General features: G+C 37.3%; 24 protein-coding genes and 3 tRNA genes. 16 read left to right on the forward strand and 11 right to left on the reverse strand.

All coding sequences use genetic code 11. The annotated features are described in order from the left end of the window. Positions 1-3: 3 nt before the first annotated feature. Positions 4-570, reverse strand: a complete 567-nt coding sequence (locus fad_RS02085; RefSeq protein ID WP_236940592.1) for a GMP synthase subunit A — start codon at positions 568-570, stop codon at positions 4-6. A gap of 107 nt (positions 571-677) precedes the next feature. Between fad_RS02085 and fad_RS02090 the strand changes: the two genes are divergently transcribed. Both fad_RS02090 and fad_RS02095 read left to right on the forward strand, forming a co-directional pair. Then, positions 678-1,292 (forward strand): hypothetical protein, encoded by a 615-nt coding sequence (locus tag fad_RS02090; protein ID WP_081141584.1) that lies wholly within the window; start codon positions 678-680, stop codon positions 1,290-1,292. Between the two features lie 45 nt (positions 1,293-1,337). Beyond that, on the forward strand, positions 1,338-1,736 hold the full coding sequence (locus fad_RS02095) for a metal-dependent transcriptional regulator (RefSeq protein ID WP_081141586.1): 399 nt from the start codon (positions 1,338-1,340) through the stop codon (positions 1,734-1,736). On the opposite strand, the gene fad_RS02100 is transcribed toward fad_RS02095, so the two are convergent. Further along, entirely contained in the window at positions 1,737-2,306 is a 570-nt protein-coding gene (locus fad_RS02100) for a 2,3-diphosphoglycerate-dependent phosphoglycerate mutase (protein ID WP_009887481.1), read from the reverse strand. A gap of 362 nt (positions 2,307-2,668) precedes the next feature. Between fad_RS02100 and fad_RS02105 the strand changes: the two genes are divergently transcribed. The 5 genes from fad_RS02105 to fad_RS02125 all read left to right on the forward strand — a co-directional run bounded on the left by fad_RS02105 (position 2,669) and on the right by fad_RS02125 (position 7,759). After that, the gene (locus fad_RS02105) at positions 2,669-4,585 is read left to right on the forward strand and encodes a thioredoxin domain-containing protein (protein ID WP_009887482.1); all 1,917 of its coding nucleotides are present in this window, start codon (positions 2,669-2,671) and stop codon (positions 4,583-4,585) included. Positions 4,586-4,610: 25 nt separating this feature from the next. Continuing rightward, positions 4,611-5,603 carry a 60S ribosomal export protein NMD3 gene (locus fad_RS02110; protein WP_081141587.1) on the forward strand — a complete coding sequence of 331 codons (993 nt, stop codon included), beginning with the start codon at positions 4,611-4,613 and terminating at the stop codon, positions 5,601-5,603. Further along, positions 5,600-6,883, forward strand: coding sequence for an arginine deiminase family protein (locus tag fad_RS02115; protein ID WP_236940593.1), 1,284 nt, complete (start codon positions 5,600-5,602; stop codon positions 6,881-6,883). The genes fad_RS02110 and fad_RS02115 overlap by 4 nt, the downstream gene beginning before the upstream one ends. A gap of 146 nt (positions 6,884-7,029) precedes the next feature. After that, positions 7,030-7,659: a 30S ribosomal protein S3ae gene (locus fad_RS02120; RefSeq protein WP_009887485.1), complete on the forward strand. Its 630-nt coding sequence runs from the start codon at positions 7,030-7,032 to the stop codon at positions 7,657-7,659. Positions 7,660-7,670: 11 nt separating this feature from the next. Then, a tRNA-Met gene (locus fad_RS02125) sits at positions 7,671-7,759 on the forward strand. 367 nt (positions 7,760-8,126) lie between these two features. Here fad_RS02125 and fad_RS02130 read toward each other — a convergent pair. The 3 genes from fad_RS02130 to fad_RS02140 all read right to left on the reverse strand — a co-directional run bounded on the left by fad_RS02130 (position 8,127) and on the right by fad_RS02140 (position 11,059). Then, positions 8,127-10,022 carry an ice-binding family protein gene (locus tag fad_RS02130; protein ID WP_009887486.1) on the reverse strand — a complete coding sequence of 632 codons (1,896 nt, stop codon included), beginning with the start codon at positions 10,020-10,022 and terminating at the stop codon, positions 8,127-8,129. A 441-nt stretch (positions 10,023-10,463) separates the two neighbouring features. Continuing rightward, positions 10,464-10,536: transfer RNA gene (locus fad_RS02135), tRNA-Gly, on the reverse strand. Positions 10,537-10,567: 31 nt separating this feature from the next. After that, on the reverse strand, positions 10,568-11,059 hold the full coding sequence (locus tag fad_RS02140) for a DUF2250 domain-containing protein (RefSeq protein ID WP_081141590.1): 492 nt from the start codon (positions 11,057-11,059) through the stop codon (positions 10,568-10,570). Between the two features lie 127 nt (positions 11,060-11,186). Between fad_RS02140 and fad_RS02145 the strand changes: the two genes are divergently transcribed. Next, positions 11,187-12,437, forward strand: coding sequence for a Glu/Leu/Phe/Val family dehydrogenase (locus fad_RS02145; RefSeq protein WP_009887488.1), 1,251 nt, complete (start codon positions 11,187-11,189; stop codon positions 12,435-12,437). Positions 12,438-12,498: 61 nt separating this feature from the next. Next, positions 12,499-13,239, forward strand: coding sequence for a DNA polymerase sliding clamp (locus fad_RS02150; protein ID WP_019841680.1), 741 nt, complete (start codon positions 12,499-12,501; stop codon positions 13,237-13,239). Positions 13,240-13,241: 2 nt separating this feature from the next. Here fad_RS02150 and fad_RS02155 read toward each other — a convergent pair. Beyond that, a tRNA-Arg gene (locus fad_RS02155) sits at positions 13,242-13,316 on the reverse strand. Between the two features lie 288 nt (positions 13,317-13,604). Here fad_RS02155 and fad_RS02160 point away from each other — a divergent pair. Genes fad_RS02160 through fad_RS02175 form a run of 4 tightly spaced genes read left to right on the forward strand, consistent with a single transcriptional unit; the run spans position 13,605 to position 17,523 of the window. After that, positions 13,605-14,897 carry an adenosylhomocysteinase gene (locus fad_RS02160; protein WP_019841681.1) on the forward strand — a complete coding sequence of 431 codons (1,293 nt, stop codon included), beginning with the start codon at positions 13,605-13,607 and terminating at the stop codon, positions 14,895-14,897. A gap of 29 nt (positions 14,898-14,926) precedes the next feature. Beyond that, the gene (locus fad_RS02165; RefSeq protein ID WP_081141592.1) at positions 14,927-15,751 is read left to right on the forward strand and encodes a fumarylacetoacetate hydrolase family protein; all 825 of its coding nucleotides are present in this window, start codon (positions 14,927-14,929) and stop codon (positions 15,749-15,751) included. Position 15,752: 1 nt separating this feature from the next. Continuing rightward, positions 15,753-16,292 carry a 2'-5' RNA ligase family protein gene (locus fad_RS02170; protein WP_081141593.1) on the forward strand — a complete coding sequence of 180 codons (540 nt, stop codon included), beginning with the start codon at positions 15,753-15,755 and terminating at the stop codon, positions 16,290-16,292. 22 nt (positions 16,293-16,314) lie between these two features. After that, positions 16,315-17,523, forward strand: coding sequence for a 2,3-bisphosphoglycerate-independent phosphoglycerate mutase (locus fad_RS02175; RefSeq protein ID WP_081141595.1), 1,209 nt, complete (start codon positions 16,315-16,317; stop codon positions 17,521-17,523). Between the two features lie 5 nt (positions 17,524-17,528). On the opposite strand, the gene rnz is transcribed toward fad_RS02175, so the two are convergent. Beyond that, a complete protein-coding gene (rnz, locus tag fad_RS02180; RefSeq protein ID WP_236940594.1) occupies positions 17,529-18,461 on the reverse strand; it encodes a ribonuclease Z in 933 nt (310 codons plus the stop codon). Between the two features lie 67 nt (positions 18,462-18,528). Between rnz and fad_RS02185 the strand changes: the two genes are divergently transcribed. Together fad_RS02185 and fad_RS02190 are read left to right on the forward strand one after the other, a co-directional pair. Next, positions 18,529-18,816, forward strand: a complete 288-nt coding sequence (locus fad_RS02185; RefSeq protein WP_009887495.1) for a YunC family protein — start codon at positions 18,529-18,531, stop codon at positions 18,814-18,816. 49 nt (positions 18,817-18,865) lie between these two features. Beyond that, on the forward strand, positions 18,866-19,336 hold the full coding sequence (locus fad_RS02190; RefSeq protein ID WP_081141598.1) for a hypothetical protein: 471 nt from the start codon (positions 18,866-18,868) through the stop codon (positions 19,334-19,336). Between the two features lie 17 nt (positions 19,337-19,353). Here fad_RS02190 and fad_RS02195 read toward each other — a convergent pair whose 3' ends face one another. Next, a complete protein-coding gene (locus tag fad_RS02195; protein ID WP_081141599.1) occupies positions 19,354-19,899 on the reverse strand; it encodes a hypothetical protein in 546 nt (181 codons plus the stop codon). A 455-nt stretch (positions 19,900-20,354) separates the two neighbouring features. On the opposite strand from fad_RS02195, the gene fad_RS02205 reads away from it, so the two are divergent. Beyond that, the gene (locus tag fad_RS02205; RefSeq protein WP_081141602.1) at positions 20,355-20,912 is read left to right on the forward strand and encodes a hypothetical protein; all 558 of its coding nucleotides are present in this window, start codon (positions 20,355-20,357) and stop codon (positions 20,910-20,912) included. Between the two features lie 31 nt (positions 20,913-20,943). Here fad_RS02205 and fad_RS02210 read toward each other — a convergent pair whose 3' ends face one another. The 3 genes from fad_RS02210 to fad_RS02220 all read right to left on the reverse strand — a co-directional run bounded on the left by fad_RS02210 (position 20,944) and on the right by fad_RS02220 (position 23,851). Next, positions 20,944-21,867: an IS5 family transposase gene (locus tag fad_RS02210; RefSeq protein WP_081141604.1), complete on the reverse strand. Its 924-nt coding sequence runs from the start codon at positions 21,865-21,867 to the stop codon at positions 20,944-20,946. Positions 21,868-21,971: 104 nt separating this feature from the next. Further along, the gene (locus fad_RS02215) at positions 21,972-22,397 is read right to left on the reverse strand and encodes an NUDIX hydrolase (RefSeq protein WP_081141605.1); all 426 of its coding nucleotides are present in this window, start codon (positions 22,395-22,397) and stop codon (positions 21,972-21,974) included. 26 nt (positions 22,398-22,423) lie between these two features. Continuing rightward, positions 22,424-23,851, reverse strand: coding sequence for an APC family permease (locus fad_RS02220; RefSeq protein ID WP_081141607.1), 1,428 nt, complete (start codon positions 23,849-23,851; stop codon positions 22,424-22,426). Positions 23,852-23,940: the final 89 nt, after the last annotated feature.

The raw sequence follows: 23,940 nt of genomic DNA on the forward strand, positions 1-23,940 counted from the left end.
CACTTATTTCCTGCAAACATCAATAAAATTCTTGAAAATTTCAGTTCCATGCTCAGTATTATTTACCTCAGGATGGAACTGGACAGCAAAAATATCTTTTGTTTTATGGTAGAAAGCCTGCACCTTGCATGTATCTGATGAGGCACAGAGAACATATTCATCGGATAAGTTCTTAATTTCGTCGTTATGGCTTTCCCAGGCGTTAATGGTTTCAGGCATGCCGGCAAATATTGATTCACTTTTAATAAATGTAACCTTCTTTTTCCCATATTCTGGGTGAATTGCCTTGCTTACAGTTGCGCCGGAATTAAGGGCGATAAATTGTGCTCCAACACATATGCCAAGGATGGGATAACTATGGGTTTCTATATATTGTTTTATATATCCAAGTTTCCCCACCTCAGAGTCAATACTTGCAGGGCCTCCAGAAAGTACAAGCCCATCAAGCCCGTCCAGGCTTGTGTTTTCAACTGTGTTAGGGTATATTTCGGAATCCACGCCAAATGATCTGATAACTCTCCACTCCCTATGGGTCCACTGGCCACCATTATCAATAACGCCTATCTTCATTTCTTGATAATACATTTCCAATATTTAAATTGCTGGCTACACTTTTTTCATTTAAAAACCATCCGGTATAACGATAATATTAAATATTCCCTTTGATTTATTATATCGTGATTGGCATGAATGGGGAGCGTTATTTTTATTATATTAAACTTATAAACAACCCGCCTGATAATTCTGTGGTAGAATATTACGTAGATCTATCTGCCCAGCTGGAAAATGATTATGAATTATCTGTAAGCCAGATTACAGAGCTGGAGTCACTGATTGGGAACTATATAAAAATGAAAGCCAATCCGCATATAAAGGTTATAAACGCAGTTACAGGCATAGAAGAGGATCCGCCAAGGACTAAAATAGACGATTTTGGTGGAAATGCAGTTTTCATAGGGAAAGAAATAAGGCATGGAATAGAATGGGATGTGTACGAGCCCAGGGCCAGCAACAATCTTTTCTTTAAAAAATGGTATTACAATGAGAGAATAGCATCCATACTTGACAAAACCCTTGAAAAGGCAATTCCACACAGAATACCGAATTATTTCGATATACCTCCATGGATATTCGGCAATTTTTCATACAGGGGCATAAGGTATGTGCCCTTAGCTGAAATAATCAACAATGCAATTGAACTGGAAATAATACCCAATAAATATTACCTGGTACAGAAAGGCATAAGCAGGGAATTCATAGATAACATAAATGACAGCAATATGTGGCTGTAAGTGCTTAAAGTTAAGTTTAAATATTTTAGTATTATACTAATAATCATGGAATATAATATTACCAGGAAAGAAAGGGATTGTATAGTAGCCATCCACGACAGTTCTGGCTTTCCATTAAGGTTATTCAATATAGCTGAAATATTAAATATCAAACGTCCTACAGCATACGAACTGATTAAGCGGTTAGAATCAAAGGAAATTATAGAGAGAAAAAACGGGGTTATATATCTAACACCATACGGCAACACAATTTACAGTGAAATAATTATGGCACACAGGACACTGGAAGTAATGCTTACCAAAAGTGGGGTAAATTCCGAGAGGGCATGTGAGCAGATAGAAAAAATAGATTACCTTATGGATGACACATCAATACAGAAGCTTTTCATAAGTCTTGGAAACCCACAGACGTGCCCTCACGGGAAACCGGTAAAATCTAACTGATCATTTAAAAATCTTCCTGATTTCAGGTGATAAAAGAAGAGACCCTATAGCGAGAATTTTTTCTTTCTCTACATTGATGACAGACATGGACGCGTGCCTTATGTCCAGGCCAAAGCTTTCTATCTCCCCCAGTTTCAGGTAATTTGCCAGCACGCATCTTATAGGAAAAGAATGGCTTACCACTATGTAGTTTCCAGTATACGAATTTATAAGGTCAATCATTCTGCTGGTCTGGGATTCGAAGGATTCCATACCAAGTTCATCGCGGGATTTGTCAGGTATGTCCACTATCCTTTTGCCATTATACTCCCCAAAATCTGATTCAATGGCCCTGTTATCGGTCTTAATTTCAAGATTCAGGTATTGATTAATTATATTGGCTGTTTCTACCGCACGCAAAATAGGGCTTGATATTATTCCATCAAACTTTAGCCCATTAAGCTGCTCTCCAGTAAATCTGGCCTGTTCAATACCTTCTTCTGTTAATCTATACCTATTAAGCTCACTGGAAAGTATCCCGTTTCTATTTGTATAGCTTTCCCCGTGTCTTATAAGTATAACATACTTCATAGCCAATATATTATTAAATGGTTTATAATTCTATTGAAATTTTGATATATAATCCGGTTCATATATGTATAATGATGGCCTGAAAAATCCTTTTTGCTATCAAATTAAAACTACTGGAAACTAAAATATGGCGGGCTATCAGTTCCAAACTGAGAGACAATACATGGTATTGAATTCCCATAACTCCGATTTTAATGTTTGCCAGGCTTACATATAATATTCAGTATTAGAACCTAAATAGCCGTAGGCGCATATAGAAACATAAATTAATGAATAAGTTTTTATCTTCTGGAGCTACATATTCATAAAATATTGTAATTTTAAAATCGATAGATTGATTTATAAAAATGCCATGACAGATTATGAATAAACTTGCAAATGAAAATAGCCCATACCTGCTGGAACATTCAAATAATCCTGTTGACTGGAATCCATGGTCTGATGAAGCCTTTAACCTGGCTAAAAAAGAGGATAAGCCTGTATTTCTCAGTATAGGTTATTCCAGCTGCCACTGGTGCCATGTTATGGAGCAGGAGAGCTTCACTGACCCTGAAGTCGCTAAAAGGATGAACAGTACATTTGTATGCATAAAGGTCGACCGGGAGGAAATGCCCGATGTGGATAGCCTCTATATGACATTTAGCCAGGTAATGACAGGGACAGGCGGATGGCCACTGAATGTGATACTCACTCCTGATAGAAAACCAATTTTTGCATTTACCTATATACCGAGGGTTTCCAGAAATAACATGATAGGCATAATGGAATTAGCAGAAAATATTGACTATCTGTGGAAGAATAAGAGGGGCGAAATGGAAAAAAATGGCGATGAAGCCATATCAAGGTTAAGGAACATGGAGAGGAAAGAAGAAAACAATTCTCCTGTGGATTATAAAAAAGCCATAGAAGCTACCTATGAGTCACTTAAAAGAAATTATGACAGTGAATACGGAGGATTCGGGAACGCACCGAAGTTTCCTTCATTCCATAATATTATTTTCCTGCTGAACTATTATAAAGCACATGGAAAAGAGGAAGCCCTGGAAATGGTGAAACATTCACTGCGCATGATGTATATAGGGGGCATGTATGACCATGTTGGAGGTGGATTCCATAGATATTCAACCGATCCATTCTTCCGAATCCCGCACTTCGAAAAGATGACATATGACCAGGCAATGGCAATAATTGCATATTCATATGCATATGATGTTACCGGTGATACTTTCTACAAAAATGTTGTCTATGAAATATATAAATTCCTGAAACAGGAAATGTTTTCAAGGGGATTTTATACAGCTATGGATGCGGATTCTGAAGGCCAGGAAGGAAAGTATTATACATGGACATATGAAGAGCTGGTAGAAAATGCAGGAAAGAAATTTGTTTATGACTTCAATATACTGCCAGAAGGCAATTTCTACGATGCAAATTCCCGCCAGACAGGGCGAAATATACTGTATATGGGCAGGGATATACAGGGTGATCCAACAACACTCTATAAAAACGAGCTTGAAGCATTGAAGAAAAGCAGGGAAAAAAGGATAAAACCATTAACAGATGATAAAATTCTAACCGATATAAACGGCCTTGTGATAAAAGCACTTTCCATAGCTTCCATGATTTTTAATGATAAAGACATGCTCAACACTGCTGAAGGGTCAGCCGATTTTATCATGAACGATATGTATACAGATAAAAAGCTGATGCACTCCTACCGGAATGGAAAATCATCTATTAATGGCATGCTTGATGACTATTCATTTATGGTTTCTGGCCTCCTATCATTATACGAAGCATCCTTAAATGACATATATCTTGACTATGCCCGCGATCTCCAGAAAACAATTATGGATACATTTTATGATAAAACCTCTGGTGGTTTCTATAACGGCATGGGAAACCTGCTTGTAAGGCTTAAGGAATCCTATGACAATGCCATACCATCCGGTTTTTCCTTTGAGATCGGCAACATGATTGTTTTTAACTATATTGATGATAAATATAGGGTGGAACTGGAGAAATCAATCAATGCCGTATCAAAGGACATAGAAATGCAACCCATGTTCTTTACATATACAATTTCGAATTTCTTTAATATGGTTGATTTCTATAAGGTTTCTACTTCATCTCCAGAAGTTATGGAATACCTGCAACAGCACTATCCCTATAACTACTTCTTCCTGAAAGACGGCAGTAATGAAATCTCCGTATGCGATACCAATAAATGTTATATCGTTAAGAATATGGATGAACTGAAAAAGCTAATCAAGTGTTAAATAGCCTGTAGTAATATGAAATATTATGAAATGTATCCTATGCGGTGAAAATGAGGCGTATAAACTTGGACTATGCAGGAGTTGCCTTTCCGATAAAATCCACCTTAAATCAGATAATATGGACCTTACTGTGTGCCCTAAATGTGGTGCAGTGAGGCTTAATAAAAAATGGCATTACGACAATGCTGATAAATACATAATTAAAAGTGCCACTTCACATGTAATTATGGATAAGGAAGATAAGATATCCAGTGTAACATCATACAATATAGGTGAAAATGAGATATCCATGGAGTTAGTAGTGGAAGACAGGAATCTCGGTGACGTGGAGAAGGAAATATCTATAAACCTTAAAACTTATAAGGAAAGCTGCCCGGTTTGCAACAAGGTTACAGGATCCTATTACGAATCTGTGATACAGTTAAGGACTTATACAACTGCATACGGGAAGATACTTGAAGAGGCAAAGGATACGATAGTTAAATTTATGAAAAACCTCAACAAACAGGATCCAAACTCCTTTATCTCCAGAATTGACACATTAAAAGAAGGTCTTGATATATACCTCGGTAAAAAAGAGGATGCTGTAAAGATTGACAAGCTGATGGAACTTGATTATTTTTGCAATATGAAAATAACAAAATCACTTGCCGGGCGAAAGGATAGCAAAGACCTATTCCGGTACACTCATCTTGTACGTATACTGGACCTTCAGAAAGGTTCTGTGGTATATAATAAAGCATATTATATGGTCAAGAATATCAAGCCAAATACAATAGAGCTTCTGGATATACACAATGGCAGTACTTTAACAGTAAGTTCAAAGGAATTCTTCCGGGCTACATACAGAATAGTAATGAAAGAACCGGAAGCAACTAAATTTATAGTTTTATCGAGTACAGATAATGAATCACAGCTTATGAATTCCAGAACATTTGAAATTATTACATTCCGCAGCCCTTTTAAGCAGAAAGAAGTAAACCTCTACAAATACGAAGGCGTATTCTATCCCCTGTGAAAAACATTTTAAAGCTCTTGCGATACGCTTCCATGGAAATAAAATCAGAATGGGGGCACTTAAACAGGGTTATAATGCACAGGCCAGGAACAGAAATAACATATGCAATGCTGGCACCTAAACCATTTTTATTTGAGCGACCGTTTAACTATTCCATTGCAAATAAAGAACACCAGAATCTTGAAGATACTCTGAGGGAAAATGGTGTAAAAGTTGACCTTCTTGAAAATTTAATCGTTGACGAAGCAGAAAAAAAAGCGTCATTCCGCCAAAAACTGGAAGAAAAAATAATGGCGCTGGTAAATTTTTACGGTACAATGGAATCAGTAGAGGAGGCAAAAAAAGACATGGAAAAGAATATAAAATATGTTGACCCGCTTTCCCTGTTCCAGGCATTAATAATGGAACCATCAATAGACCTTAAAGAGTACGTTCCCGGGATACAGTATCCAAGGGTTTACTCTAACCTCCCACTGGCCAATCTTTATTTCATGCGTGATCAGCAGGCTGTATCATCCGGAGTGCTTTTAGGAAAAATGAAAATGCAGCAGAGGAGAAAAGAAACTGATATTACATCATTCGTGTTCAGTGAAATTCTGGGGGCGAAAACCAAAAAAATTACGGAAGGATTTTTTGAAGGAGGGGATTTCATACCCTGCGGAGATTTTTGCCTTATAGGTACGGGAAACAGGACAGATGAAACAGGTGCAATGGAAGCAATCAATTCAGGGATTTTCAATTTTCCCCGGGTAGCAATTATTACCAATCCTTTATATGATTTCATGGACGGGCATGATGTAATGGTCAATATGCATCTGGATACCTATTTCAATATACCTGCAAAGGGAATGGCTATCACATCCGTTGAGCTTGCCAGGGTAGCCCGGGCAAAGATATATACAAGGGATAGGGAAGGGCATTATGCACAGGAAACAGAAACAACGCTTTATGATTTCCTGAAAGGGGAAGGCTATGAATTTATTAATCTTGGTATAAGTGAGCAGCTTTCATACTCTTCCAATTTTTTGACGCTGTCTGATAGGAAAATAGTGGCAATTGACTCTTCAAAAGTAATAAAAAAGCTCCTTGCAGAGAATGTTTTTGACACTGATACACGCCAGAAAATAATAAAAGATATGGAATTGAAAAGTGGAAAAATGTTCCCGGACAGCGATGCAATGGCAAAAAGCGGGATAGATGTGATAAAAATAGACCTAAGTGAAATAACAGGCGGCTATGGCGGAGCCCATTGCATGACCTCAGCAATTGATAGAACATAATTTTAATTTATAATTTTATGGCTTCAATTCCGGGAAATGTATCTATTCCTGCAATAATGTTTATCCCATATTTAGAAAACATTATAAATTTATAAGCAATAAAGTATTTCACTAGTAGATTAAGCTCAATTAATAAGAGGGATTTAATGGCAGATAGAAGAAGGTCAACTACAAAGGATAAATGGAAGGAGAAATCGTGGTACACAATCGTCGCTCCATCATATTTTGGAGAAAAGGAAATCGGGTTAAGCCCCAGTGCTGACCCTAAGTATATGATAAATAGGACTATAGCGGTTCCTGTATCAACTTTTACCGGAAATTTTAAGAAAGCTAGCTCTATGGTTTTATTCCAGATAGACAACTGTGAAGGCAAAAGATGCACTACTAAATTCATAGGGCACGAAGTCAGCGATGATACGATAAGAAGAATGGTAAGGAGAAGGAGAGAAAGGCTTGACATAGTCACAGATGTAAAAACCAGTGATCTTTACAACGTGGCAGTTAAGCTGGTTCTTGTTGCTGACCAGAAACTTACAGGTACAAAGAGGTCTGAAATCAGGTCTACAGCAGTAGATTATATACTTAACAAGGCTAAGGAAATGGATCTAGGGACATTTGCAAATTATGTCATAGGAGATGCTGTCTACGGTGATTTTGTCAATTCATTGAAGGATGTTTATCCTATTAAAAAAATAGAAGTAAGGAAAACCGAGATTGGAAAGCGCGATGAAGTACCGGATAAGGAACAGGAACCTGTAGAAGCTGTTCCAAATTGATATTTTCATAAGCCGGGGTGGCTCAGTTGGTAGAGCGTCGGACTCATAAGTGAAAAACTGAGATATCCGAAGGCCTCGGGTTCAATCCCCGACCCCGGCATGTTAATAAAAATTGAATTCGTTTTCTATAATAACATTAAAAAATTTCTGGACATGAAATAGTTTGAATAATATATTTGTACTTTTAAAATCCAGATGCATTGTTAAATTACCATAGTTTTGCGATTTAATTGTTTATTGTATCCGGTTATTATCCTTTCAAGAAATTCATTTTCTGTTTTATTCGGCCTTGGTGTCAATAATACATAAAATTTTCGTGGTTTTATAGCACTTCTGTGCAGATATTCATAGGGAACTAGCTGTAATCATTATACGGGAGAAAAATGTGTTAATCTGCTATTTTAGTTAAATTAAAAATTTGTAGTTAAAAAAATATTATTCAATTGGATTAAAAAATATCTGGAGGATTATTTGGACCCTCCCTTTCTCAACATTATTGCTACTGCTGTACCAATAACTGCCAGTGCCACAACAATACCGACTATTATGTATATGTCTGTGTTTGAAATGGATGTTGAAACTTTTGAGAATTTAGCAGTCTCAGAAGTTGAATGCCCACTTACAGTGAAAGTTCCCTTGACTGCATGATATGCACTGTCCGTTGAGCTAGCAGTGTACGCGTAAGATCCATTCAACAGGCTCACCGTGTAGGTTGTTCCTGTCAATGGCCCTGATGAAGCCATGGAGGTTATGTTCAGATACCAGGTTGTTCCAGATGGCAATCCCGTTTCCTTGAATGTTACCGGATACACTATGAGCACGGCTGTAACCAACACGGTTATGTTATTTCCATTAACTGTTTCAGTTCCCGTAGATGGAGTGGCACTGTAGTCAGCTGGAACTATTATAGAGAATGGATACGATGCATTTGTCATAGTAAAATTGACAGATGATGAGATGGTTGTTGTGGTTATCCCATCCAGTGTAACACCCCATTGTGTTCCAGATGCAAGCCCTGATTCATTGAATGCCACGGTGTAGGTAGCCTGATTTGGTGCTGCAAATGTAATTCCCTGGTATGCAATTTCCCCGTTAACTATTATACTTCCGGTTGATGGAAATATCTTGTCAGCAGTGCTGGAAGCAACTGAGAAGGCATAGGTGCCATTTGGTTCAGAGAACGAGATAGTAGGAACGGTAGATGATAGTAATACGCCATTCAGTGTGACATTCCATTGTGTTCCAGATGGCAGCCCTGCTTCTGTAAATGTAACTCCATACATCGCAGCAGTTATGGACTGTGGCTCGAGAGGTGCAGTTATTGTATCAGACTGAAGGGTAACGGCGGTTTGAGCCAGTGCGAGTCCGGTCATGCTGGAACCGGTAGCAATTGTAATTGCTGTCTGTGAAAGTATTGTTCCATAAAATGTTGCACCTGTTCCTATTGTCGCTCCGCTTGCAACCTGCCAGAATATGTTCTGGGGCTGTGCTCCACCACTTAGAATAATATGTGCTCCGTTACCGAATGTAAGTCCGCCTGATATCTGGAAAATCCAGACTGAGCTTGAGTTCCCGGTGAGTGTTATACTTGTTGATATGGATACTCCAGTTCCCCATTTATATAATCCAGGTACAAGTGTCATACCGTTTAAATCCCCTGCTCCGAGGTTTACATAATTTGGATTGGTTCTTCCAGCTGCATTAGTATACGCTGTCTGCATATCGCCCACAGCAGTTGTTAGTGTTGAAGGAGTAGGCGATGCATATGTGGCTGCGTATACATTTCCGGTAACCATTGAGGACGTGGAAAACTGCCCTGATGAATTCATTGTTAATGATAAACCTGTTATGTAAGTGCTACTCGCGGGGCTAACACCTATGTTACCTACAATAGAAGTTGTTCCTGTGTTAGATATTCCAGTTTTTGCCAGAATTGCGTAATTGCCTGCTGTCCCGAGGTTCACTGGAGATATAGATACAGGGGCCAGTTTTGTAAATGATACGTTAACTGTAATTGCTGCTCCGTTGACAGTTACCGGGCTTGCAGGCGACACTGATTTCACACTAAATCCTGATACGTTCCCGATTGTGTAGGAATATATGTTATTTACTTCTGAGAAAACGATTGAGCTTGATGTCGATGTTCTTGATGTGCCATTCAATACTACGTTCCATTGTGTTCCTGATGTCAATCCTGTTTCATTGAATGAAACATTGTATGAACCGGATAAAAAAGGTGCTGCAGAAACGCCTGAATTGCCAGAATTTTGTGACTGACCCAGGAATAGCATACTTGATGACAAAATTAGTATAATTGATATAAGAATAACCAGAGTTATTTTTATTGTATGTTTTTTATACATATTACTATAATATATACATCTATATAAATGCAATAGGCTGGTTTTTTATACAGTTAGCTTAAATAACGGGGTGTATTGCCCATAAAAACACTCAATTAAAATGGTTAGGCATTACATTGGAGACGATATCTTTTGCTAATCCCTACATAACTTTTTAATCAAGAATTAGTATTAAAAAATGGAACAAAACATGGTAAAAACACTCAATGAAATGTTTTAGTGGTAGTTTATTTACAGGTACCTGTAAATTAAAATAAGCTTTTCTGGTGCTATTATAACAGATAAATTTCACGGGCAGCGTAGAAGATGGACTATGAATAGGAATACCTATATTTTATATTAACTGTATCATTTCATCCTTATATTGCAAAAAGCGGATCTGAAGTATTCAAATATGGAGATAATTTTCTGTTTTTTAAGTTAAGTAAACCTTTGCAGGAATGCGATTGCCGGGATTTGGACCCGGGTTAGTGGCTTGGGAAGCCACTGTGATACCAGGCTACACCACAATCGCTCCAGTGTGTATTGTTTAACAATATATAAATTTATAATATTTTAATCTGCCTTCTTCTAGCCAGGTCTACCACAGCAAGCCCCATAGAAGTTGGCTCATAGTTTTTGTCCATTAACCCCATGTCGTATAATTTTGCGCATTTTTCACGGTTTTCTTTTCTTAGCCGTTTTAATACCAGGAGTTTCAGGCATTCCACCTGCAAATATTTTATATATTCCCTTTCTGTCATATCCTTAAGGATGTAATGCCCCTTATTTGTTAATTCATAATAGGTATGGTGTTTATGCACTTCATTTGTTTTCTTTAGTTTAGCCTGCGTTCTCTTTACAGATGAACCGCTATACTTTTCCAGCAATTCCATAGAATAAAGCCTTTCTATATATATCTCAACATTTTCCTGGGGTATGCTGGTATAAATTTTTACATTTTTTGCATAATCAAGTTTTGCCAGCTGGAAATGCTCCAGAACCATAAGCATCTGATGGTCCATTGCCAGTTTTTTCTTAATCTCTGCATCCTCCATATATTTTTTATAATGTTATCATAATATAAAAATTAAATCGTTACAGGATACGTGTTATCAATACTCATTGTATAGGTATCGAAGCAAACATTAAACTACATCCTAGTGATTTCAATCTGGTGTTTATATGGAAAATTTAGATCCGTTTGATATTGCGCTGGAACAGCTTAACAAGGCTGCTAAAGTTATGAAGCTTGATAAGGCAAGCATCGATGTTTTGAGTTCTCCCAGGGAGATCCTTCAGGTGAGCATACCTGTGAAGATGGATAATGGAACAACTGAAGTTTTTACCGGGTTCAGGGTACATTATAATAATGCCAGGGGACCTATGAAAGGAGGAATCAGATATTATATTAAAGAAAACCTTTCTGAAGTAAAGGCTCTATCAGCATGGATGACATGGAAAACAGCACTTCTCGGGCTTCCATTCGGTGGTGCAAAGGGCGGTATAATATGCGACCCGAAGAAAATGAGCAAGATGGAACTGGAAAGATTGAGCAGAGGGTATATCGATGCCATAGCAAACTTCATCGGCCCTGAAATAGATGTTCCGGCTCCAGATGTTTATACAACACCCCAGATAATGGGCTGGATGATGGATGAGTACGAAAAAATAGTCAGGCATTCAGCTCCAGGAGTTATCACAGGAAAACCATTGACAATAGGCGGGTCTCTTGGAAGAGGAGATGCCACAGCCAAAGGTGGAATGTATGTATTAAGAGAAGGTGCAAAATACAAGGGCATAGACCTTACAAAGGCAAAATTTGCCGTGCAGGGTTTCGGAAATGCAGGCCAATTTGCTGTTAAATTCGTAAAGGAAATGTTTGGCGCAAAGGTTGTTGCAGTTTCTGACTCAAGTGGCGGAATTTACAAGGAAAGTGGCATAGACTATGCAGAACTTCTTGCACATAAAGAAAAACACGGATCAGTAGAAAACTTCCCCGGATCAAAGAACATATCAAATGAAGAATTATTAGAATCTGATGTTGATGTATTGATACCCTCAGCAATAGAAGACCAGCTAACCGGCGCGAATGCATCGAAAGTTAAGGCAAAAATTGTGCTGGAACTTGCAAATGGGCCATCTACACCGGAAGCTGATGAAATATTCTACAAAAACAATGTGCTGCTGTTACCGGATTTCCTATCAAATGCAGGCGGTGTTACAGTATCATATTTCGAATGGGTTCAGAATATAACCGGAGACTACTGGACGGAGGATGTTGTATACAGCAAGCTGGATGAGAAGATGACATTTGCAACAAAAGATGTACTGGCAACCCATGAAAAATACCAGACCGACCCCAGGACAGCTGCATATATAATAGCCATACAGAGAGTACTCGACGCTATGAAAGCCAGAGGACTCTTAAACTAATTTTTTATTTTTGTTTTTTCAAAAAGAATATTTATAACATACTAATCAATGTCATGATTATATGACTAGAATGAACATTTCTGTAAAGAATCTCAGGGACGTAGTAGATATGCTCGGTACCGTTGTAACTGAAGCTAAATTTAAAATAGGCCAGCAGGGCATATCTGTAAATGCTGTGGATCCTGCACATGTAGCTATGGTTTCACTGGAAATTCCAAAGGGCATTCTCCTGGAATATGATGTGGAAAGTGAGGAGGAATTATCACTTGACCTTGAAAAGGTAAAAGGTATTTTAAAACTTGCATCGGGCAATGATTCTTTCATAATAACAAAAGATAAGGAAAAATTAAGATTTGAGATAGGCAATATAATTAAAAGCATATCACTTCTTGACAACAGCCAGATAAGTACACCAAGAGTTCCGCAAATTGTTGCAGAGGATTATATTGTAATAAACAAAGGAGACCTTGAAAAGGGGTTAAAGGCTGCTGAAGATGTATCGGACGCCATAAGGTTTACAATGAACCCTGATAGCTTTTCCGCCAAATCAATGTCAGATGCAGATGAGAGTGAAATGATATTGCCCGGTGACAAGCTGAAAGAAATACAGTGCCACGAGTCTATAAAATCATCGTATCCCCTGGAATACCTCCTGAAGTTTATGAGATCAATATCTCCAAATGAGGAAGTAAAACTTTCCTTCAAAAGTGATTATCCACTTACAATTGAATTCAATCTGGGTTCAGAATCGGCGGACAGAATAAAAGGAAGATTTTTGCTTGCCCCAAGAATGGAATCATAAAGCGGGCACGAGGGGATTTGGACCCCTGATTTACAGCTTAGGAGGCTGTTGCCCTATCCATGCTAGGCCACGTGCCCATTTCATAGGTAATTAAACAAAAGCATTTAATTTTTTTTAATTGTCATGATGAAATAAATATTTTCATATCCTGATTTTCGAACTTTCTGGAATAACATCAGGATAATTATCCGGTATTGTTATTTTTACAAATTAAAACATTAATTTTCATTGAAGCCGCAGCAAATCTTAATGGGAAAGACCTTCTGCAATCTATGACCCATGAAACGCACAAATATCAATAATTTCCGGGCAGTTAGAAAAGAATAATAATATTCTGAATCATAATATTAAATAAAGCCCGTTGAATGCATCGTTATCCATTTCAGCATAGGAATTTTTTTAAGGCTAAATACTATATACACATTATAATGACAGATAATAATGGATTTTTAAGGTTAAAGTGGGCAAGAGACCATATGCCAGTTTGTGCTAATATACGTGAAAGATTTCTTAAGGAAAAACCATTCAAGGGAATAAAAATTGCGATGGCACTGCATGTGGAAGCGAAAACAGGGATATTTGCACTTTTGCTTACAGAAGGTGGTGCTGAAGTCCGTTTAGCCTCATGCAATCCCCTCAGTTCAGATGACAGTGTTGTCCAATCATTAAGCAAAGATTATAATTATATGGTTTATGCTAAAAAGGGAGAATCTGAAAAAGAATACTATGAAAATATTAATAAAACTATTGAAGCTGCACCTGATATTATCATAGATGATGGTGGAGACCTTACAAACCTTGTTGCCTCAAAACCGGAACTGGTAAAAAAAGTGATTGGTGGCAATGAAGAGACAACTACCGGTGTGGTAAGGCTTAAGGCTATGGAAAAAGCAGGGGCTTTGAAATTCCCGATGTTTGACGTCAATGATGCGCAGATGAAACACTTTTTCGACAACAGATACGGTTCGGGGCAGAGTGCACTGGATGGATTTATGAATGCAACAAATATCCTCATAGCTGGAAAAAATGCACTTGTAGCCGGATATGGGTATGTAGGCAAGGGAGTAGCCATGAGGTTAAAGGGCATGGGTGCGAGGGTTACTGTAACAGAAGTGGACCCTGTGAAAGCAATTGAAGCTGTTATGGATGGATTTACAGTAGATACAATGAACAGCGCTATAAGATACTGTGATCTCATATTCACAGCTACGGGCATGAAAAATGTGGTGAGCTATGATGATATGCTGGTTGCAAAGAAAGGCATAATAATGGGAAATGTAGGGCATTTTAACAATGAAATAGATTACTCCTCACTTGAAAAGAAAAATATAGGAAAAACACCTGTGAGAAATCTTGTTACAGAATATAAACTTGAAAATGGCAATACAGTGAATTTAATATCTGATGGAAGATTGCTTAACCTTGCAGCAGGGCAGGGGCATCCAGTTGAAATTATGGATTTAAGCTTTGCACTTCAGGCTCTGACAGCTGAATATATTGTGAAAAATAAGGGAAAACTATCAAACAAAGTTTATCCTGTGCCGGCGGAAATAGATACAGAGGTTGCAAAAATAGCACTGGAATCACTTAATTTTAAAATAGATACATACACAGAGGAGCAGCTAAAATACCTGGACAGCTACCAGGAAGGCACATAAATTTTTATATAATTTACTTATCAATAAACATGAAAATAGCGTCCGTAACTATAGATAATAAAAACCATCTTGCACTGTACAGAGAAGGAAAGTTAGCACTTCTGGATGATTATGGCATAAAGGCAACATCAGTTGCCGAACTTTCACATGATGATTTTGCAAAATTAAAAGATATAAACAGGTTTCAAGATTATACATTTTCATATAATTCTATTATTGATCAGAAATCAAGTCTGTTATGCATTGGCCTTAACTATAAAAGCCATGTATCGGAGCACGCTGGAGGGAAAATACCTGAAACGCCAGTGGTATTCTCAAAAGCAAATAATGCATTTACCGGAAATCATTCTATTGTTCAAACAGGGAATGGAATGCATGTGGATTATGAGGGAGAACTCTGCGTAATGATCGGAAAAACAGCCAGGAATGTTGGCGAAGCAAATGCCCTTAACTATGTGCTGGGTTATTTCATAGGCAACGATGTCAGTTCACGGCTAATGCAGTACAAAACAACGCAGTTCTTCCTTGGCAAGAGCTTTGATAATTTTTATCCCAATGGGCCATATATTTCAATAGGAGAAATAAACGACCCGCAGAACTTAACAATTCAAACAAGAGTAAACGGTGAGTTGAGGCAGGATTCAAATACAGGGCTTATGATATTCCCTGTAAATAAGCTGATAAGCTATATTTCACAATTTATGACCCTGAGACCAGGAGACTGCATTTCTACGGGAACACCGGCTGGAGTAATAATGGGAATGCCTGAATCTAACCAAAAATGGCTTGGAAAGGGCGATAAGGTGGAAGTTCAGATTACTGGATTGGGGAAACTGGAAACTACATTTGAATAAGATGCAGTATACACTTATACTTAAGCCATCTTTGAGTGCGAGGCGTAAAATTACAGCAAAGAAAAAGCGCCTGGAGAAATTATATGGCTATACAGGGTCACTGAGCAACAAGGGTGTACATATAACAATGGCATATCTAAGAAACTCCAGATTTCTTGATGTAAACCCCATAATAACACTTTGTGGAAAAACAGCACCATTTACATATGAGATAGGGGAAGTTGGTTATTTCGAAAAGGTCAGGAAGGGAAAAATTTCCTATATTGTTTTTTTAAATGTAATACCATCCCCGGAAATGTATGAATTCCATGAAGGACTTATAAAAGCACTGGGGGATAATACCACAGAAGTCGGGAAATTCATTCCCCACATTACACTTATCAGAAAAAATGTAAATGAAAATAATCTTAATGAAATAGTAAAATTCTGTGAAAACTTAAAAATTGACTGTAAATTTTTATCCACCTATTTGATTCTTGGAAAGCGTTCATCAGAATATTCCCGGTGGCATTTTGAGCACATTGATTTCCACAAAATTTAAAAGGAATTTACAATAACAACCTATGAAAAAAATTATTCTCATAATAATGGATGGGTTAGGAGACCGACCCAATAAGGAACTGGATGGCCTGACAGCACTTCAGGCGGCTAACAGGCCAAATTTAAACTATTTATCTTCACATGGAACTACCGGGTTGATGTCTCCTGTAGCATCAGGCATCAGAGCCGGTTCGGATACTTCCCACCTCTCAATTCTGGGATATGACCCCCATAAATATTACACTGGCCGTGGGCCATTTGAAGCCCTTGGTGTTGGATTGGAATTGAAACCGGGAGATATAGCATTCAGGGCAAATTATGCATCAATTATAGATGGAAAAATTGTTGACAGGCGTGCAGGAAGAATCCAGAACACTGCAGAACTTTCCAGCGCACTTGAAACAGAAATAGATGGGGTAAAATTCATCGTAAAATCCGGGGTTGAGCACAGGGCAGCAGTAGTTATGAGGGGCCCGAAACTCTCCGATAAAGTTTCAGAAACCGATCCCCATTCAGTAGATTCTTCACCAATGGATACAGAACCGCTCGCACCGGAAGCTAATTTTACATCGGCAGTAATAAATAAATTTCTGGAAAGGTCAAGAAAAATACTTGCTAGCCATCCATTAAACCGGAAATTAATATCCGAAGGCAAACTGCCTGCAAATGAAATTATGCTCAGGGGAGTTGGAAAAATGCCGGCTATACCATCGTTCCACGAAAAATATGGCATGAAAGCTGCATGTATCTCCGGGACTCCATTGATCAGGGGAATTGCGGGGCTTGCAGGTTTTGATGTATTAAGTGTTGAGGGAATGAACGGGAGGGTCGACACAAACTATGAAAATATCATCTCTTCTGCTATTAAATCTCTGGAAAAATATGATTTTATACTTATTAACTTCAAGGGAACGGACATAGCCGGGCATGACAGGAAACCATGGCTCAAGAAGCAGGTGATAGAAAGCGTTGATTCTGTGATAGCTCCTTTGCTTAAACTGTTGCAGGATACGCTGATCGTTGTGACCGGAGATCATTCCACCCCATGCTCCTTCGGCGACCATACAGGCGACCCTGTACCTATAATGTTTGCCACCGATGGAATTATCAATGACAACGTAAGAACCTTTGATGAGCTAAGCGTTTCAGATGGCTATTACAAAATAACCAGTGGAGATATAATGCCTATAATACTATCATATTCAGACAGGTCAGAAAAGTATGGCGCATAGGATTTCTAGGATATGCTAATTAACCTGTCATTTTTTTCTATATCATACTGTTCCAGTTCATGACTCAGATAGGATTCCGGAAAGACCTTCTTTGCATCTTTTAAAAGTATATCAAGGTCGTTGTACCTGGAACTATAGTGAAAGAGAAATAATTTCTTAACACCGCCTTTCAGGGCACTCTCGGCAGCCTGCCTTGCAGATGAATGGCCATATTCATTCACCATTGGCTCCATGGAAGAATCCATGGTGGTATCATGTATGAGTACATCCGCATTTTTAGCAAACTCTGGCATTTCCGGAACTGGCCTGGTATCTCCGGTATATACAATCTTCCTGCCCTTCTTTATCCCCATTGCCACATCATTTAACAGGTACTCTTTTCCATTTAATTCAACCTTTCCATTTTTTCTCAACTCTTCAAGCCTGTATACTGGAAATCCAATTTCATCAACTTTTTTTCTATCGATTTTTGTCAGGTCTTTTTCTTCCAGTGAATATGAAATAGATGGGACTGTATGGTTATTAGCCAGTGTCCTGATAGTAAATTTGCCGAGATTATAGGAAGTGCCAGGAATAACCTCAACCACATTTATATTATAGCTAATTCTTCCATAGCCAAGGGTTATAGCATTGCGTATAAAGTTGACAGCACCAACCGGCCCGAATATATTTAGGTCTTCTGTCCTGCCCATGAATGAAAGAGAGTTTAGAAGCCCCGGCAATCCAAGAAAATGGTCAGCGTGAAAATGTGATATAAATATGTTTGAAAGGGACATGAAGGAAACCCCGCTCTTCATAAATTGTTTCTGTGTGCCCTCTCCACAGTCGAACAGATTCAGGATATCATCAACCTGAATAGCAACTGCCGGCAAACTCCTCCCCGGTTTTGGCATTGACCCTCCGGTACCGAGGAAGGTTATTCTAATATTTGAAGCCATATTCATGTATTACCGGATAATATATTATTTTTGATAAATTAATTATACAGAATAGGCATTTAACGTTATGATAAATCAGGAGATTGAAATAAAAGGCAGAAAATACCAGTATATAAATGAAAAGATCGGCAAAAAGGCACCACTTATAATTGTAAAGGGTGAAAACGGATACATAATGTGCGGGTATCTTAACATAGATGCAGCCAATTCTCTGGGAGATGTTGCTGTCCGTGTATCCGGTGTAAACGACATAAATGACGTTTTAAATACTTCAGTAAATGCATGCACTGATAAGGCCAAGGAACTGGGAATAAAGCCAGGCGATAGCATTATGGATATTGTTCAGAAATTATAGAAATCCGGTAAACCGGTAATCCTTATATACTAGATTACAATATATAATTATGGCAGAAGAAAATAAAGAAACTGAAACAACAGAAGATGAGAATGTCGTAAGGAAAACCATATCAATTAAGGGTGTTAGTGCAGACCTGTACAGAAGAATCCAGAAAATATCCAATGATACTGGAAAAACAATAGGGCAGGTAACCGATGACGCATATAAATCGTTTATGGGCACTGTTGAAAATGCAAAGCATTTATCAGATGGCTTTATGAAAGGAATGAAAGAAGGATCATCCCAGTTTATAGAGAACATAAAAGAACTTGAAATCACGGGAAATGACCTTAAAGAAATAGGACGAAAAATTATATTCAAAAACATAGAAAGCCTTACCTTCAAAGATATTGACAACGAAACATTTGATAAATACGTCAATGCTATTATAATGGTAAAAACCGTTACAATTCCCAAGGGGCTCAGCAAAGCCAAGATTCTCCTGAAGGGTAATTTTATAGATAAGATAGTACAATAATTTTTTTGTTTCCTATCTTATAATTTTTCCTCTTTATAAAAAAATGCGCTTTCCACATCTGAAATAACAGCATCATAATTACTTTTGTTTTTTTCAATATAATTGTAAACATCCGTATGGAATGGTAACCAGTATTTTTCAATATATTCTGGATTTACTGACTGGATAAATTTATTTTTCACCCTATAGATACTATCGGTAACTTCTGAATTAACGGTTTCAGGACTCTTCCAGTACCCTTTCAAATAAGAATTAATGACCGTTTCTATTATGTCTACAATGTTTTTCTTTGTAACCTCTTCCGCATTATGGGTCTCTAAGGAATACCTGGTTAATAATTCATTATATTTATCATAATCAATTTCCGGGAAAAAAACATTGAATGAATTTTCAAGCAATTTTATTTCCCTGAATTCATCCTGTTTCATATTATAATTATGCCGGGATGTGTATGTAATTATTAGATTTTTTACTTTCAGTTCACCCAGATATGTGATCAGGTCTTCATATCCATATCCAATGGTATTTTCATGCATTTTGCCTAGAGTAGAAATTATTATCATAGTTATATGTATTTCATGGTTGCATTTAAAACTAATTTAAATTGGCCATATGTAAATAATAGGTAGCTGAAAATTTATCTATACGGGTTAGATGAATACCGGGCAACAATTACATTCAAGATACGGTATACAGCAGTGGAAAAAAGATATTGCAATTCAGAAAGTTTAGAAAGTAAATACAACACATTACAGTAGATGTTTTCTAAAGTCTCCTATAAAAGGCTACAGGTATAGAATGTACCCTGATTCTACTGGCAATTATATAATACAATTGCTCTACGTTCTAGATTTACCGAAACACCGGTTAATGGGGGTATACCTCAATAAAAAGGGGAAGTATGGAATAAAATTCCCTGCTGCATTTATGGAAATTCTGTATCTTTTATCATTAAAAATTATTCATATGGATGAAAGATAAGTATTTATACATTTAATTATTGTTATAATTGATAAATATGTCAGTGTTAGGAAAAAATACAGAGGCCGGGTTAAAAGAACTTTTAACAGCCAACGCAGAGGACCATATGAGACTGAATGCCGCATCGAACTACTTTGAAAAAATAGGTGATCTGGAAACAGCCAGAGAATTGAAAGACAAAGCCAATGTAGAACTGGGGCATTTCAATGCAATATTCGCTACACTTGTAAAATATGAAGGGCTCAAAGGTCTGGTAAACGACATGGCAAAGGAAGAAACTGAACAGCATGTATCAGAATATACAAACGTTGCCAATGCTGCAAAGGCTGAAGGGCATGATGACATTGAAGCAATGTTATGTGCATTCTCCGAGCAGGAAAAAGGCATAGCTGAAACCCTTAACAGAGCCGGAATGAAGAAAATAATATCCGACATGGCAAAGGAAGAAACTGAACAGCATGTATCAGAATATACAAACGTTGCCAATGCTGCAAAGGCTGAAGGGCATGATGACATTGAAGCAATGTTATGTGCATTCTCCGAGCAGGAAAAAGGCATAGCTGAAACTTTGAAAAGAACAAGAAATGCCTTTTAAGCATTTTTTATTAATCTAGTGTGTTGCATAATTAATAGGCATGTGTCATCTCCCTCATAATATTGTAATTAACTACCTTAAGAGCTAATTCCTGTATAATATACTCTATTTTCTTAGCTTTAATAACCTCTGTCATTACTCTTTTTAATCCTGAAAAATATATTTCCACAATCCATCTTTTGCCATAGCTATTATTCTCCTTCCACTGTTCCATGGAATTCTTTTTAATATATCTCACAATCTTAGCCCTTGCAGATGAACCTCTGGATTTGGTAGAAGCATTCTTCCTGGGTGGTATTACTGCATTATATCCGAACATATTATAGATATACTTTGAATCGTATCCCTTATCCCCAAATATTCTTAGAATATTATTTTTCATCTTACTCAATAGTTTTCTAGCAGCCTTAGAGTCATGTGTATGCTCATCTGTTATAGTGAATGATAATACAGTAACATCTTTTAATGATATTATTACATGTAATTTTATCCATCCCTTCCTTTTCTTATGCCATTTATGGCCTAAATAATCTCCCCTTATTGTTATCTTATATCCAGTAGAATCTATAATGCAATCCAGCTTACTGTTAGTATTATTTATTTCAGGCTTGATTCTCCTTATCCTCCTGAATATTTCACTGTATGATATTGATTTTATTCCGGTTATAATTGCTAAGGACCTTAGCATGCCTTCAAGTGACCTGAACGGTATATTGAATATAGATCGCAATCTTGCTAAATACATTATCAATGCATCAGGCACTTTGTATGGATGGCCTATTTTACCATTATTCTTTTCCTCCAATAAAGTATCATAATCTTTAATGAATGATAAATCTGTAAGGTATTGTATTCTATCTACAAGTGATTCATTATACTTTTCCCATCTCCTGTTCGAGCCGATCCAGTACCTTTTTATACTTCTATTTATTTTATTATTGATTTGTGGTGTCAAAGCAAATCGCCCCTATATTTCACTATATAGGGGTTTACCTTTTAAGTTTTAAATTTATTATGGGATAATTATTAAATTAGAATGAATTATGCAACACACTATTATTAATCAATATCTTTTTTTATAATATGGATAAAGTTTGTTGATTTTTTCATCTCTTTTATAAATTCCATTGTGCTTTCATTGATACTATTGTCCAGTGATTCCATATCAAAATATTTGAGCTTCAACGCATCCGATCCAGCCTGTTCTATCCCTTTTACAGGCCTGCATTTATAATCCAGGATAACATAATGAAAATCCTTTCTAATTATCTCTGAGATACCCAGAAGGCTTTCTACTTCAACAGTTAACCCGGTTTCTTCAAGCATTTCCCTTTTTAGCCCCTCTTCAATAGTTTCATTTAATTCCAGCTTTCCACCCGGTATTGCCCATTTGTACCTGTCAGGTTCGTCCCTCCTTTTTCCCAGCAGTATCTTATTTTCAAGTGTTATTACTCCGCCAACAGCAACTTTCGGATACGTTTTCATATCTTTCTAATTCTAACGGAATATTTTTATTTATTTATCTTTTCATTGTTGCTTCCTGGAAGAGGGGCTTCTATGGTTCCTATATCTTCTATGCTTTTCCCTCTTTTTTTAGCAAAGTGTGCCACGAATATTCCTATTAAGGCAATAAGAATAACTGTGGCTGTTGTAGCCAGGCTGTATGGAAATACAGGAGGTATAACACTGAAATACACCCCGAATACCAGCACTATCAGGGATGTGATAGGCAATATTATATGTAAACCAATATTTAATTCATGTAGTTTATGATATAGAAATGGCAAAGCGAAATCGCTCATTATATGACCAGCAAAAAGTGCCAGGCTTGCAATTGTGATCAGTATTATGTAACCATAAAAAGGCCCATAGACCAGCCCTACAATAACACTTACAACTATACTGGATATTCCCATAAAAGCAATTGCGTTTGAAGGAGTTTTGTACTTTGGATGAATTTTGACAAACCATGGCGGCATTACGCCATCCCTGGAAAATGAGTAAGATATCCTGCCAAGGACATTCAGTGGAGATACCATGGATACAAAAACACTGTTGAATAGCAGGATAACAATCACTACTAAAAATGGAAATCCAAGAAACTTATCCGATAGTATTAGCCCGGGAATTAATTCAGTAGCGAAGTTCCCCATTTTTGTAGGTCCCCATCCTATGGTAAATGCATATGCAACAAGTAAAAACAGTGCTCCTGTTATAACAAAACTCACTGCCATGGCCTTCTTAATATTTGTTCTTGGCATCTTTGCCTCTTCCCCTATGTAAACGGCCCCGGAAGCACCTGTCATTAGAAACGTTCCGAGGACTACTCCCTCAAAAAGAGGTGATATCCCTCCGGACAATTCTGGAAGAAAAACGGTACCGGTGTTTTTCGGCCCTGAAATTATTATGATTGCTGCACTTAAAATTATAAGTATTGCTATCTCCAGCAATGAACCAAATAGGGCATACTTCACTGACGGTTTAATTCCTATATAAGGCAATACAGTAAAAATCAATACAAATACAATTAAAATTGGAATCCAGAGATATTTCGATACTGTGATACCAAAAAAGTCTGAAAAAATAGCAGGAATTAAAACTCCCGAAAAGAATAGAGTAGTGTTAGCAAGGATCGCATACTCAAACATTAAATATATGAGCCCATCAAAAAGTCCATATTTTGGGCCTATAGCTTTTCTGGTAAAAGTATAGAACCCGCCTGCACTGGCAATTTTAGTGGAATACTGGTAGGGGGTGTTTACCCAGATAAGCCCGCTTATCACTGCTATAAGTATAGCCAGTGGCAGTGCACCTTTAGCGTATAATGCAGCTCCCGTAAGGGAAGTTACAACTGAAGCAAGGGGTGCTGTAAATGCAATTGTTTGCCCGACAAGGGGCCAGAAACCTACTGATCCACGCATCAAACCTGTTTTTACCATTATTATTACCTCGATATCAATATAATGTTATTTAATAAAAGTATTTCTACTATTAGCTATAATTTTTGTTTTAGCTTTAATATTAATAT

This window comes from Ferroplasma acidiphilum, from assembly GCF_002078355.1.
Classification (GTDB): domain Archaea; phylum Thermoplasmatota; class Thermoplasmata; order Thermoplasmatales; family Thermoplasmataceae; genus Ferroplasma; species Ferroplasma acidiphilum.

Bases quoted from the DNA above. Each gene is read 5' to 3' on its own strand.
- fad_RS02085 (WP_236940592.1), bottom strand. From the start codon at position 570: ATGAAGATAGGCGTTATTGATAATGGTGGCCAGTGGACCCATAGGGAG.
- fad_RS02095 (WP_081141586.1), top strand. From the start codon at position 1,338: ATGGAATATAATATTACCAGGAAAGAAAGGGATTGTATAGTAGCCATC.
- fad_RS02100 (WP_009887481.1), bottom strand. From the start codon at position 2,306: ATGAAGTATGTTATACTTATAAGACACGGGGAAAGCTATACAAATAGA.
- fad_RS02105 (WP_009887482.1), top strand. From the start codon at position 2,669: ATGAATAAACTTGCAAATGAAAATAGCCCATACCTGCTGGAACATTCA.
- fad_RS02110 (WP_081141587.1), top strand. From the start codon at position 4,611: ATGAAATGTATCCTATGCGGTGAAAATGAGGCGTATAAACTTGGACTA.
- fad_RS02120 (WP_009887485.1), top strand. From the start codon at position 7,030: ATGGCAGATAGAAGAAGGTCAACTACAAAGGATAAATGGAAGGAGAAA.
- fad_RS02130 (WP_009887486.1), bottom strand. From the start codon at position 10,022: ATGTATAAAAAACATACAATAAAAATAACTCTGGTTATTCTTATATCA.
- fad_RS02140 (WP_081141590.1), bottom strand. From the start codon at position 11,059: ATGGAGGATGCAGAGATTAAGAAAAAACTGGCAATGGACCATCAGATG.
- fad_RS02145 (WP_009887488.1), top strand. From the start codon at position 11,187: ATGGAAAATTTAGATCCGTTTGATATTGCGCTGGAACAGCTTAACAAG.
- fad_RS02150 (WP_019841680.1), top strand. From the start codon at position 12,499: ATGACTAGAATGAACATTTCTGTAAAGAATCTCAGGGACGTAGTAGAT.
- fad_RS02160 (WP_019841681.1), top strand. From the start codon at position 13,605: ATGCATCGTTATCCATTTCAGCATAGGAATTTTTTTAAGGCTAAATAC.
- fad_RS02165 (WP_081141592.1), top strand. From the start codon at position 14,927: ATGAAAATAGCGTCCGTAACTATAGATAATAAAAACCATCTTGCACTG.
- fad_RS02170 (WP_081141593.1), top strand. From the start codon at position 15,753: ATGCAGTATACACTTATACTTAAGCCATCTTTGAGTGCGAGGCGTAAA.
- fad_RS02175 (WP_081141595.1), top strand. From the start codon at position 16,315: ATGAAAAAAATTATTCTCATAATAATGGATGGGTTAGGAGACCGACCC.
- rnz (WP_236940594.1), bottom strand. From the start codon at position 18,461: ATGGCTTCAAATATTAGAATAACCTTCCTCGGTACCGGAGGGTCAATG.
- fad_RS02185 (WP_009887495.1), top strand. From the start codon at position 18,529: ATGATAAATCAGGAGATTGAAATAAAAGGCAGAAAATACCAGTATATA.
- fad_RS02190 (WP_081141598.1), top strand. From the start codon at position 18,866: ATGGCAGAAGAAAATAAAGAAACTGAAACAACAGAAGATGAGAATGTC.
- fad_RS02195 (WP_081141599.1), bottom strand. From the start codon at position 19,899: ATGATAATAATTTCTACTCTAGGCAAAATGCATGAAAATACCATTGGA.
- fad_RS02205 (WP_081141602.1), top strand. From the start codon at position 20,355: ATGTCAGTGTTAGGAAAAAATACAGAGGCCGGGTTAAAAGAACTTTTA.
- fad_RS02215 (WP_081141605.1), bottom strand. From the start codon at position 22,397: ATGAAAACGTATCCGAAAGTTGCTGTTGGCGGAGTAATAACACTTGAA.
- fad_RS02220 (WP_081141607.1), bottom strand. From the start codon at position 23,851: ATGGTAAAAACAGGTTTGATGCGTGGATCAGTAGGTTTCTGGCCCCTT.